At 71.3% G+C, this 11,040-nt stretch carries 15 protein-coding genes; 5 read left to right on the top strand and 10 right to left on the bottom strand.

Annotated elements, in window-relative coordinates; all coding sequences use genetic code 11:
* From BM242_RS28230 to BM242_RS28195, 8 genes are all read right to left on the bottom strand, one after another.
* The coding region (locus tag BM242_RS28230; RefSeq protein WP_139238492.1) for an ATP-binding cassette domain-containing protein at positions 1-380 on the bottom strand (380 nt) is incomplete at its 3' end.
* Entirely contained in the window at positions 349-1,377 is a 1,029-nt protein-coding gene (locus BM242_RS28225; RefSeq protein WP_175541628.1) for an ABC transporter ATP-binding protein, read from the bottom strand. The genes BM242_RS28230 and BM242_RS28225, both read right to left, overlap by 32 nt.
* A gap of 13 nt (positions 1,378-1,390) precedes the next feature.
* Positions 1,391-2,434 (bottom strand): ABC transporter permease, encoded by a 1,044-nt coding sequence (locus BM242_RS28220; protein WP_245834581.1) that lies wholly within the window; start codon positions 2,432-2,434, stop codon positions 1,391-1,393.
* The gene (locus tag BM242_RS28215) at positions 2,427-3,350 is read right to left on the bottom strand and encodes an ABC transporter permease (protein ID WP_093841791.1); all 924 of its coding nucleotides are present in this window, start codon (positions 3,348-3,350) and stop codon (positions 2,427-2,429) included. Before BM242_RS28215 ends, BM242_RS28220 begins: the two co-directional genes overlap by 8 nt.
* Before the next feature lie 75 nt (positions 3,351-3,425).
* A complete protein-coding gene (locus BM242_RS28210; RefSeq protein WP_093841790.1) occupies positions 3,426-5,069 on the bottom strand; it encodes a peptide ABC transporter substrate-binding protein in 1,644 nt (547 codons plus the stop codon).
* Positions 5,070-5,252: 183 nt separating this feature from the next.
* Positions 5,253-6,197 carry a hypothetical protein gene (locus tag BM242_RS28205; protein ID WP_093841789.1) on the bottom strand — a complete coding sequence of 315 codons (945 nt, stop codon included), beginning with the start codon at positions 6,195-6,197 and terminating at the stop codon, positions 5,253-5,255.
* The gene (locus BM242_RS28200) at positions 6,194-6,709 is read right to left on the bottom strand and encodes a hypothetical protein (RefSeq protein WP_139238491.1); all 516 of its coding nucleotides are present in this window, start codon (positions 6,707-6,709) and stop codon (positions 6,194-6,196) included. The genes BM242_RS28205 and BM242_RS28200 overlap by 4 nt, the downstream gene beginning before the upstream one ends.
* A 37-nt stretch (positions 6,710-6,746) precedes the next feature.
* On the bottom strand, positions 6,747-7,403 hold the full coding sequence (locus BM242_RS28195) for a hypothetical protein (protein WP_093841787.1): 657 nt from the start codon (positions 7,401-7,403) through the stop codon (positions 6,747-6,749).
* A 401-nt stretch (positions 7,404-7,804) separates the two neighbouring features.
* Here BM242_RS28195 and BM242_RS28190 point away from each other — a divergent pair, with 401 nt between their 5' ends.
* Both BM242_RS28190 and BM242_RS28185 read left to right on the top strand, forming a co-directional pair.
* Positions 7,805-8,482 carry a histidine phosphatase family protein gene (locus tag BM242_RS28190; RefSeq protein WP_093841786.1) on the top strand — a complete coding sequence of 226 codons (678 nt, stop codon included), beginning with the start codon at positions 7,805-7,807 and terminating at the stop codon, positions 8,480-8,482.
* A 92-nt stretch (positions 8,483-8,574) separates the two neighbouring features.
* A complete protein-coding gene (locus BM242_RS28185) occupies positions 8,575-9,111 on the top strand; it encodes a UTRA domain-containing protein (RefSeq protein ID WP_139238490.1) in 537 nt (178 codons plus the stop codon).
* Between the two features lie 19 nt (positions 9,112-9,130).
* Here BM242_RS28185 and BM242_RS31080 read toward each other — a convergent pair whose 3' ends face one another.
* Positions 9,131-9,274 (bottom strand): DUF397 domain-containing protein, encoded by a 144-nt coding sequence (locus BM242_RS31080; RefSeq protein ID WP_342747014.1) that lies wholly within the window; start codon positions 9,272-9,274, stop codon positions 9,131-9,133.
* A gap of 279 nt (positions 9,275-9,553) precedes the next feature.
* On the opposite strand from BM242_RS31080, the gene BM242_RS28175 reads away from it, so the two are divergent.
* From BM242_RS28175 to BM242_RS28165, 3 genes are all read left to right on the top strand, one after another.
* Entirely contained in the window at positions 9,554-9,739 is a 186-nt protein-coding gene (locus tag BM242_RS28175; RefSeq protein WP_093841784.1) for a hypothetical protein, read from the top strand.
* A gap of 101 nt (positions 9,740-9,840) precedes the next feature.
* Positions 9,841-10,083 carry a type II toxin-antitoxin system Phd/YefM family antitoxin gene (locus BM242_RS28170; protein WP_093841792.1) on the top strand — a complete coding sequence of 81 codons (243 nt, stop codon included), beginning with the start codon at positions 9,841-9,843 and terminating at the stop codon, positions 10,081-10,083.
* Positions 10,083-10,457, top strand: a complete 375-nt coding sequence (locus tag BM242_RS28165) for a type II toxin-antitoxin system VapC family toxin (protein WP_093841783.1) — start codon at positions 10,083-10,085, stop codon at positions 10,455-10,457. Before BM242_RS28170 ends, BM242_RS28165 begins: the two co-directional genes overlap by 1 nt.
* A 91-nt stretch (positions 10,458-10,548) precedes the next feature.
* On the opposite strand, the gene BM242_RS28160 is transcribed toward BM242_RS28165, so the two are convergent.
* Positions 10,549-11,040 (bottom strand): oligopeptide/dipeptide ABC transporter ATP-binding protein (locus BM242_RS28160; RefSeq protein WP_139238489.1); only part of this gene is annotated, 492 nt, incomplete at its 5' end.

The following is an 11,040-nucleotide window of genomic DNA, read 5'->3' as shown; positions in this document are numbered from 1 at the left end:
TCCCCGACCGTCATCCGGGGGTTGAGCGAGGTGTAGGGGTCCTGGAAGACCATCTGGATATTGCGGCGCACGGCTTTGAGGGCCCGGCCGGACAGCCCGGTGATGTCCTGCCCCCGGTAGCGGATGCTGCCCGCGGTCGGAGTCTCCAGGGACATCAGCAGCCTGGCCACGGTGGACTTGCCGCAGCCGGACTCCCCCACGATGCCCAGGGTCTCCCCCGGGCGGAGGTCGAAGGAGACCCCGTCCACCGCCTTGACCGCGCCGATCCGGCGCCTGAGGAGAATGCCCTGGGTGAGCGGGAAGTGCTTGACCAGACCGCGCACTTCCAGGATCGGCCCGGTGGTCCGGTCAGCGGGCGAGGTCTGCTGCGGAGGCTGCATCGAGCGTCTCCTTCCAGAAGTGGCAGGCACTGGTCCGGCCGGGGCCGACGGGGTACAGCGGCGGCCGGTCGGTGCGGCAGATGTCCTGGGCCTGCGGGCAGCGCGGGTGGAACGGGCAGCCGGAGGGGATGGCCATCAGGCTGGGCGGCAGGCCCTTGATCGCGTACAGTTCGCCGCCCTTGTGGTCCAGGCGGGGCACGGAGTCCAGCAGTCCCTTGGTGTAGGGGTGGGCCGGGGAGGCGTAGAGGTCGGCGACCGGGGCGTTCTCAATGACCCGGCCCGCGTACATCACCGCGATCCGGTCGGCCACGTCCGCCACCACACCCAGGTCGTGGGTGATCAGGATCAGGCCCATCCGGTACTCCCGCCGGAGCTCCGCCAGCAGGTCCATCACCTGGGCCTGCACGGTGACATCCAGCGCCGTGGTGGGCTCGTCGGCGATGATCAGGTCGGGTTCGAGGGCCAGGGCCATCGCGATCATGATCCGCTGCCGCATCCCGCCGGAGAACTGGTGCGGATAGTCGTTGACCCGCTCCCGCGCCGCCGGGATACGGACCCGGTCCATCAGCTCCACCGCACGGGCCCTGGCCTCCCCGCGCGACATCCCGCGGTGGACGCGGAACATCTCGGCGAGCTGGTAGCCGACCGACAGCACCGGGTTGAGCGAGGACAGCGCGTCCTGGAAGATCATGGCGATCCTGTCGCCGCGGATCTTCCGCCGCTCCTCCTCCGCCATGGCGAGCAGATCACGGCCCCGGAACAGGATCCGGCCGCCGGTGATCCGGCCGGGCGGCATGTCCAGGATGCCCATGACGGCCTGCGCGGTGACGGACTTGCCGGAACCGGACTCCCCCAGCACCGCCAGCGTCTCCCCGGCCTCGACGGTGTAGCTGACGCCGTTGACGGCCCTGGCGATCCCGTCCCGGGTGCGGAACTCGATCCGCAGATCCCTGACCTGAAGCAGCGGCGCGGCGGCCCGCTCGGTCTGCTGCGACACGCGACGTGCCTCCTCAGCGCAGTTTCGGGTCCAGGGCGTCGCGCACCGCGTCGCCCATCATGATGAAGGCCAGGACGGTCAGGCTCAGCGCGGCGGCCGGGTAGAGCAGGATGTGCGGCGCGTTGCGGAACTTCATCCCGTCCGAGGCCGCCGAGATGTCCACGCCCCAGGAGACGGTGGGCGGTCTGAGGCCGACGCCGAGGAAGCTGAGCGTGGCCTCCAGGACGATGAAGGTGCCGAGCATGATGGTGGCCATCACGATCACCGGGGCGATGGCGTTGGGCAGGATGTGCCGCAGCAGGATGCGGGTGTTCCCCGCGCCCAGCGCCCGGGCCGCGTGCACATAGTCGTTCTGCTTGGCGGACAGCACCGCGCCGCGCGCGATGCGGGCGATCTGCGGCCAGCCCAGCACGGTGATCACCAGCACCACCGGCCAGATGGAGCCGAGCTTGATCATGGAGAGGAACACGATCGCGCCGAGCACCATGGGGATGGCGAAGAAGATGTCGGTGGTGCGGGAGAGCACCGGATCCCAGAACCGGCTGAAGTAGCCGGCCAGTCCGCCGACCACCGCACCCAGCAGGGTCACCCCGAGGGTGGCGCACACCCCCACCGCGATCGAGGCCCGCGCCCCGTAGACGGTCCGGGTGTAGACGTCGCAGCCCTGGTTGTCGAAGCCGAACCAGTGGCCGGCCGAGGGCTCCTCGTAGGCACGGCCCAGCCGGCAGTAGAGCGGATCACGGGTGGCGATCAGGCCGGGCCAGATCGCGATCACGATCAGAAAGAGAATGAGCAGCGCGGAGATCAGAAAGACCGGGTTGCGGCGCAGATCGTGCCAGGCGTCGGAGCTGAGGCTGCGGGCGCTCTCCGGGCGGCCGGTGGCCTCCAGGGCCTCCACGGCGGACTTCTCCTGGGCGGCCAGCACATCGTCCGGGTCGCGCTCGGCGGTGGCGTCGATCGACGGGCTGGGCCCGCGCGGCGCCCGCTCCTCGGGGGCGAGCTGCGGCGGCCGGGCCGCCTGGGCCCGCGACTCGTCGGACGGTCTCTCGTCAGGCATAGCGGATCCTCGGGTCCAGCACGGCATAGCCCAGGTCGACCAGCAGATTGGCCAGCAGGAAGATCAGCACCAGCACGGTGACAAAGCCCACCACGGTGGGCGAGTTCTGCCGCACGATGCCCTGGAAGAGCTGGTAGCCGACGCCCTGGATGTTGAAGATGCGTTCGGTGACGATGGCCCCGGCCATCAGGGTGCCGATATCGGCGCCGAGATAGGTGACCACCGGGATCAGGGAGTTGCGCAGCAGATGGCGCACGGTCACCCGGAGGCGCGGCAGCCCCTTGGCCACGGCGGTGCGGATGTAGTCGGCGCGCAGATTCTCCACGACCGAGGTGCGGGTCAGCCGGGTGACATAGGCCAGCGAGACCATGGCCAGGATCAGGCCGGGCACGATCAGTTCGGAGAACCGGGCGTCGGGGCTGACCGCCGGGTCGATCCAGGCCAGCTCGACGCCCAGGAAGAACTGCAGGGTGGTGCCCAGGACAAAGGTGGGGATGGCGATGACCACCAGGGTGAACATCAGCACCGTGGTGTCCACGGCCCGGCCGCGCCGCAGCCCGGAGACCACGCCCAGGACGATGCCGAAGACGATCTCGAAGGCCAGGGCCACCAGCATCAGCCGGAAGCTGACCGGGAAGGCGTCGGCCATCAGCTCCGTCACCGGGCGGCCGTTGAAGGCGGTGCCGAAGTCGCCGGTGAAGATGTCCCGCATGTAGAGCAGGTACTGCTGGTACAGCGGCTTGTCGAGGTTGAACTCGGCGCGCAGCCGGGCGGCGGTGGCCGGGTCCGGGGCACGGTCGCCGAACAGGGCGCCCACCGGGTCGCCGAGCGCGTACACCATCACAAAGATCAGGAAGGTGGCGCCGATGAAGACCGGGATCATCTGGAGCAGGCGCCGGATGATGTAACGCCCCACGGGCGGCTCCCCTCAAGGCCGGTTCGGTACGGGATCGGGGCGCGGGGGCGGCGGGGTGCCGCCGCCCGCCGCCGTTCAGTCGACCGTGATGTCGGTGAAGACCGGTACCGAGAAGGGGTTGAGCTTGACGTTGTCGACCCGCTCGGAGTAGCCCGCGATGCCGTTCTGGTACCACAGGGGAATCGCCGGCATGTCCTCCACCAGCAGTTCCTCGGCCTGCTGGAAGAGATCGACGGCCTCCTCCTCGGACTCGGCGGCATTGGCCCGGTCGACCAGGGCGTCGAACTCCGGGTTGTCGTAGCCGGAGTCGTTGGAGGAGCCGGTGGAGTAGTAGATCGGCTGGAGGAAGTTCTGGATCAGCGGATAGTCCATCTGCCAGCCGGTGCGGAACATGCCCGTCATCCGGTCGTTGGTGACCTGGTTGCGGAAGTCGGCGAAGGTGGGCACGGGGTTGACGACGCAGGCGTCGGTGTCGCCGAGCACGTTGTTGATGCTGTTGCAGGCCGCGTCCATCCACTCCCGGTGCGAGCCGGTGTCGACGTTGGAGGTGAGGGTGACCGAGCCGCCGGGCAGGCCGCCGGCGTCCTCGATCATCTCCCGGGCGGCGTCCGCGTCGAACTCGCAGACGTCCCCGCACAGGCCCTCCTGGTAGCCGCCGGCCTCCTGGAGCACCGGGGAGGTGAAGTCGGTGGCGGGGGTGCGGGTGTCGTTGAAAATGGTGCGGGTGATCTGCTCCCGGTCGATCGCCCGGGAGAGCCCCTGCCGGATCCGTCTGGCCTCCTCGCCCTGCCATTCCTCCTGGTAGAGCGGGAAGGAGACGGTCTGGATGATGCCGGCCGGCTGGTTGATGAAGCGGCCGTCCAGATCCTGCTCGGCATTGCGGAGCTGGGCGGCCGGAATGTCGTCGGCCACGTCCAGATTGCCGGCCTGGAGATCGGTGTAGGCGGTGCTGTTGTCGGTGTAGACGATCAGCTCCACGCCGTCGTTCTGCGCCGCGTCGTCGCCCGCGAAGTCCTCGTACGGCACCAGGGTCATGGAGCGGCTCGGCTGATAGGAGTCGATCAGATAGGGGCCGTTGCCGACGGGCTTCTCCAGCCAGGCGTCGTGGTTGTCGAAGAACGACTGCGGCAGCGGGGCGTAGGCGGCGTAGCCGAGGGTTTCGGGCCAGAGCGAGAAGGGCTCCCGCAGCCGCACCGTGAAGGTCGTGTCGTCCACCACCTCCAGGCCGCTCATGGTGTCGGCGGTCGGCTGCCGGCCCTCCTCGGCCGGATGCACATCGTCATAGCCGTCGATGAACTCGAAGAAGTAGGAGCCGATCTGCGCGTTGTCGATGTGCGCGCCGTAGTTCCAGGCGTCGACATAGGACTGCGCGGTGACCGGGGTGCCGTCCTGGAAGGTCCAGCCGTCCTCGATGGTGATGGTGAAGTTCTGCTGGTCCTCGGTCTCGATGGACTCCGCCATGGCGTTCTCGGCCTCGGCGGTGTCGGGGTTGTAGCGCTTCAGCCCCCGGAAGATCATGTCGAGGACCTTGCCGCCCTGCACCTCGTTGGTGTTGGCGGGCTCCAGCGGGTGCTGCGGCTCGCCCCAGGACGCCCGCACCAGCTCGCCGCCGGCTCCGGCGCCCCCGCCGCCTCCGTCGTCGCCACCGCAAGCGGTGGCGGCCAGGGCCAGTGCCACCAGGCCGGCGACGGCCGTGGCCAGGCGCGTGCCTCCGCGCATCGAGAGCCTCCTCGGGCTGGGACGGGCAGGGTTGTCCGCACCCCATCGGAACGCCGCCCGGCCCGGCCGCGGCCCACGACACGCATCTCAGCAACAAGTACGATCAACTGCCGCAGCCCGGATCGCCCGGACGGGGGACCACGGCGCCCTCGCGGTCCCGGCTCCCGGCCCTCGCCCGCCCGCTCAGTACCGGGGCGGCGGCGGCCCGAATCCCTGCGGCGGATACGGCCCCGGCTGCGGATACGGTCCCGGCTGCTGCGGCATGGGCATCGGCGTCGGCATCGGGGCGCCCATCGGGCCGCCCGGTCCCATCGGCACCGCGCCGGCCTGCCGCTGGGAAACCGACTGCGCCAGGGCCAGCGTCTCGCCCGCCAGCGCCTGGGCCTCGGCCAGCCCCTCGGCGTCGTCCGCCAGCACCGCCGGAGCGTCCGCCAGCACGCGGTGGACCAGCTCCGCCCCGCGCTGCGGCAGCCCGCAGTCCACATACAGACCGGCCAGATGCAGCGTCTCGATCACCGTCACCCGGCCTTCCAGGCCGGGCGTGCGGCGCATCCGGCGCAACAGCTTCTGCTGCAACTCGGCCGCCTCGAAGCCCCAGCCGCGCTCCCACAGCCGCACCACCCGGCCGCGCAGCGCGATCAGATCCCACAGCCGGTTCGCGGGCGCCAGCGCCCCGCCGGCCAGCACCGCGAGCGCACCGGCCAGCAGCAGATACAGGCCACCGCCCGGGGAGATGTCCAGCGTGGCGCCGTCCGGCCCGGGAATCTCACCGGTCTCGGTCAGATGCAGCAGCGCCCAGGCGCCGGCCAGCCCGCCCGCGCCCAGCAGCACCGCGCGGCTGCGGCGGGCGGCCCGCCCGGACAGGTACCACAGCGCGGCGGGCAGCGCGGCCAGGCCGGCGGCCAGGGTGAGCAGGCCGTCGCCGCCGGACAGCCCGGCCCGGGAGCCGAGCCCCGCCTCACTCGCCCCGTACACCACCTGTCCGGCGTCCGGCCCGCCGATCCACGGCAGCAGCGAGCCCAGCACCACCAGCAGCCCGCCGCCCGCCGCCAGGGCCACGGTGGCCAGGATGCGCGGGCGGCGCAGCGCCACCGTCGCGGTCGTGAGGAAGTCCTCCAGCGCGCTCATCCGGGCAGCCTCACCAGATCGGCGGTGGTGGTGGACTGGGTGATGAAGAGGATCACCGGGACCAGCAGGGCGGCGGCCGGGATCAGGACCAGCCGGGCCGGGACGCGCAGCCGGGTGGAACCCAGCCGGGCCGCCAGCAGGGTCAGGCTGCCCGGGATGATCAGCAGCAGGGTGAGCACGGAGAGCAGATAGCGGGCCGGGGAGTCCCCGGGCGCCGGGAACAGCGGCGACAGCACCGACTGCTCGGCCAGCCACTCGGTGCCCTGGGCCAGGCCCCGGATCACCGCGACCAGCGCCAGCACCGGCAGCGCCAGCAGGAACAGATTCCACAGCAGCTGCATGTCGAGCCCGCCCGAGGAGCCCGGGCGGCGGCTGCCGGCCGCCGCCATCCGCTCCTCGTGCTCGCGCGTCTGCTGCCGGTCGAACAGCGCGTGCACGGCGGCGGTGTCGCCCTGCATCGCCCTGGAATTGAGCTGGTTCTCCGTCATCATGCTGAGATCGGAATTGCTCACCGTCGCTCGTCCTCCCCTCGTGCACGCCGCCGGCGGTTCACTGCCCCGCCGCCGCGCGTTCCGTGGCCCGCTTTCTGCTGCGCACCGTCACCAGCGCCGTCACCAGGCCGAGCAGGGCCGCGCCCGCGCTTGCGGCCAGCGGCCAGGGCGGAACCGCGGCCGGGGCCGGGGCCGCCGCCAGGCCGGCCACGGCCGCCCCGCCGCCGGAGAAGCCGTCGTACTCGGAGAGCGTCACCCGGTAGACGCCGGGGGCGAGTTCCGCCTCGCCCACCGCCCAGCCGTCCCGCCGGCCGAGGCCGGTGGCGGTGCGGTGCTCGAAGGCCGTGGACATGGTGACCGGCACGTCCGCGCCCCGCTCGTCGTTGACCGTCACCAGCACCGGGCGCGGGCGGCCCTGGTCGAGCATCGCCTGCACCAGCGGCAGCCGTTCCGTGCCCGGCTCGGTCTCCAGCCAGAAGACCCAGGTGCCGGCCTCCTCGGCGCCCACCCGGAATTTCAGCGTGCCGCCCTCGTCGGCGCGGTCGAATCCGGCCGCCGCCTCGTCCATGCGGTTCTTCTCGCCGTAGCCGTAGACGAAAAGCAGCAGGAACGCGCCCACCCACAGGGCGACCGCCACCAGATACCACCTGCGGGACGGTCCGAGCCGCAGAAACAGGTCGTCGGCCGGCCGGAGCGCCGACTGCACGGACGCCATGTCACCCCTCCCCCTCTGCCGGTGCCTTCACCTCCCCGACGCGCACAGCTCCCCCCGTATTACGGACACGCCGTGGAGGAGAACTGGAGCACCGGTGACGGCAGAGCCATCGGTCAGCGTACAGTTCGCCCTTCCACAGCGGCAGCCCTCGTGCCCGGTCCGTGACAGCGGCGTCCCGCGCCGTTCTCCGGCCGTCCGCCGCCGCTTCGCCTCAGCCCTCGGTCGTCGCTCTCAGTCGTCCCAGACCATCGCTGTCTCCCCCGCTTCCGGCGGACGCCCGCCCGCCTCTCCCCCGTCGGCCGGCCCCCCGGCCGGTTCCCCGACGGTACTGTCCGGCCCGCCGCGCGGGCCGCCGTCGTAGAGTTCCGTAACGGTCCCCGTATCACCCCTGGACAATGGCCATGACCTCGCCGAATTCCCCGCCGCCGCCCTTGCCCTTCCGCTGCCCGCTGGCCGGGCTGACCGCCGTCCGCCACGGCCAGTCCACAGCCAACGTAGCCTTCGCCACTGACAGTCCCCTGCCGCCGGACCTCACCGATCCCGAGGTCCCCCTGACCCCGCTCGGCGTCACCCAGTCCGAGGCGCTCGGCCGCCTGCTGGCCTCCTCGCCGGTGCCGGATCTGGTGCTGGCCTCGCCCTTTCTGCGCACCCGGCAGACCTGGGGGGCCATGTCGGCCGCCGCCGGGCGGCTGGGCGCCTCGCTCCCGCCGCTCCTCACCGACGAGCGGCTGCGCGACCGGGATCTCGGCCGCTACTCGCTGCTCACCCCGTCCGCGCTGCGCGCCCGCGATCCCCGGGCCCGGCCGGGGGACTGGTTCTACCGCCCGCCGGGCGGCGAGTCCTTCGCCGATGTCTCGCTGCGGGTGCGCAACTTCCTCACCGAGCTGGGCACGGCCGCCCAGGGCCGCGACGTTCTGCTCATCACCCATGACGCGGTGATCGTCTCGGTCCACCGGGTGCTGCTCGGCCTGGGCGCCCCGCCGCCGGACACCGCCCCGGTCCCGAACGCCTCCCGCACCCACTGGACCGGCACCGGAGGCCATCTGGTCCTGGCCCGGTGGGCGGCGACCACCGGCTGAAGGCGCCGGGCACCCGTCTGTGCGCAGGGGCATCACCCGGGCCGCCCGGGGAACTCTTCCCGGGAGGCACGCAGCAGGCTGGGGTGGCCGTGATGGCGCATGCGGACGAGGGAAACGACACACCGGCGGGGACCGCCGGTGAGCGGTACCGGCGGGCGCGGGAGACGGGGAAGGCGTATGCCGAGGGCGAGCGGGCGGAGATCCGTCATGCCGAGGTTGTGTCGGCGCCCGTGGATGTCGCCGACGCACTCGGTCTGGAGACGGGCGCCCGGGTGGTCTGGCGGCAGCGGCTGACGCTGCGGGACGGCCGGCCGGCCTCCCTCTCCGCCTCCTGGTTCCCGGCGTCGGTGCTGGAGCTGTGCCCGAGGCTCGCGCAGCGCGAGCGCATCCGGGAGGGCACCACCCGCTACATCGAACTCAAGACCGGCCGCCGTCCGCAGCGCGCGCGGGACCTGTGGTCGGCACGGGAAGCGGCCCCGGAGGAGAGCAGGGCACTCGGGCTCCCCGCCCAGGCGACCGTCTCCGAAGTCCGGCACGTGGTGTACGACAGCGACGAGGAGCCGCTGGCCTTCGAGATCTCCATCAAACCCGGCACCGGACACACCGGCACCCAGGAGTACACGCTGTAGCGGGTCCTTCGCCTCGTCTTCACAGATCGTCGAAGTCGCCGAGGGATACTCCGCCCTTGAAAGCGGCCCACTCAGCGGCGGTGAAGCAGAGATGGGGGCGTTCCGGGTTCTTGGAGTCCCGGACGGCGACCCCGCCGCCCGGCAGGGGGCCAGCTCGAAGCATTCGCCGGCGTTGGCCGTCAGGCTGCTCTTCTGCCAGGTCAGCGTGACGGGGTCGATCGCGTACAGATCCCGCTTCTCCATCAGTCAGTGACGTCGCTGTACTCTGCCCACCAGGGCTGCCTGCGCTGACGGGTCGCGGCGTGGAGCTGGGCGAGCTCCTCCCGCTCCGCCTCGGGACCGCGTAGAGATTCATCAGTTTGGTGAAGTGCGTCAGCGAGCACGGGCGTCACCATCCCGCTCCGGAGCCTCCGGGCACGGACGAGGGAGGGGCGACGACCTCATGAAGGACACCCGACAGATGCCCGGGAAACTACCGGAGATCGGTGCGCAGGCGGCCCCGCCGGAGGACACGCTGCCGGACGCGGTGCGGGACGGCCGCATCCGCGCGCTGCGCAGCGTCCCGGAGCAGGAGCTGCTGCATCGCATCTTCGCCGAACCGGACGAGCCGGCCAGGGACCGCCGATGAGCGGGGGGCGGCAGTCGCCGGGCAGCGCGGTTCCGGTTCGCGCCGGGTAGACTTGGTCCAGCACTTAGTCCACCCTGGTGTCCGACCCTGCGAGGCTCATGATGGAAGCAGCCCGGCAGTACAACGTGCATGAGGCCAAGACTCATTTCTCCCGGATACTGGAGCAGGTTGCCACCGGCGAGGAGATCATCATCAGCAAGGCGGGCGAGCCGGTGGCCAAGGTGGTGCCGCTCCGGCGTACCGTGCGCAGGACCGGCCGGGGCTCGCTCAGCGGGCAGATCGAGATCATGGAGGACTTTGACGATCTTCCCGACGATCTGGCAGACGCTTTCGGGGTGCGCTGATGAGGTTGCTGCTGGATACCCACGTGGTGCTCTGGTGGTTGAGCGACTCGCCAGAGCTGTCCGAGGAGACGAAGATCCTTCTGGACACCGAGCCGGGCGTATGCGTCAGCGCCGTATCGCCCTGGGAAGTGGCCATCAAGCAGTCGCTGGGAAAGCTGAAAGGCCCTGACGACCTGCCCGAGCGGGTTCGGGACTGTCAGTTCCGGTCTCTGCCCATCACCGCTGGTCACGGAGTCCGCGCTGGACGGCTGCCGCATCATCACCGTGATCCGTTCGATCGCTTGCTGGTCGCCCAGGCGCAGACCGAGGGTCTGACGCTTGTCACGCGCGACCAGCACATTCCCCGGTATGACGTGCCGGTTCTCGCCGTCTGAGTCTGCAGTACGGCGTCGGCTCCAGGGCGGTTCCCCGGGATGCCGAGGGCCGCGCCCGGCCCGAGGGGGAAGGGGCCGGGCGCGGGGCTGCTCAGGCGGCGATGGGGGTGCGTTCTTCGGCGAAGTGGCAGGCGGAGGGGTGGGCCCCCGGGGTGCCGGTGAGGGGGGCGGGGACGGCCAGCAGCGGGGTCTCGGTGGCGCAGCGGTCGGTGGCCTTCCAGCAGCGGGTGCGGAAGCGGCAGCCGGACGGCGGGTCGGCCGGGGAGGGCACATCGCCGTGCAGGATGATCCGCTCGCGACGGTCGCGGCCCTCGGGGTCGGGGACCGGCACGGCGGACATCAGTGCCTGGGTGTAGGGGTGGGTGGGATGGTCGTAGATCTCCTGATGGCTGCCGGTCTCGACGATCCGGCCGAGGTACATGACGGCCACCCGGTCCGAGATGTGGCGGACGACGGACAGGTCGTGCGCGATGAAGACGTAGGAGAGGCCGAACTCGTCCTGGAGGCGTTCCATCAGGTTGATGACCTGGGCCTGGACGGATACGTCGAGTGCGGAGACGGGTTCGTCGCAGATGATGATCTC

This window comes from Streptomyces aidingensis (assembly GCF_900112355.1).
Taxonomy (GTDB): domain Bacteria; phylum Actinomycetota; class Actinomycetes; order Streptomycetales; family Streptomycetaceae; genus Streptomyces; species Streptomyces aidingensis.
Note: the sequence above shows the minus strand (reverse complement) of the source record. Positions and strands in the feature narration are given on the sequence as shown.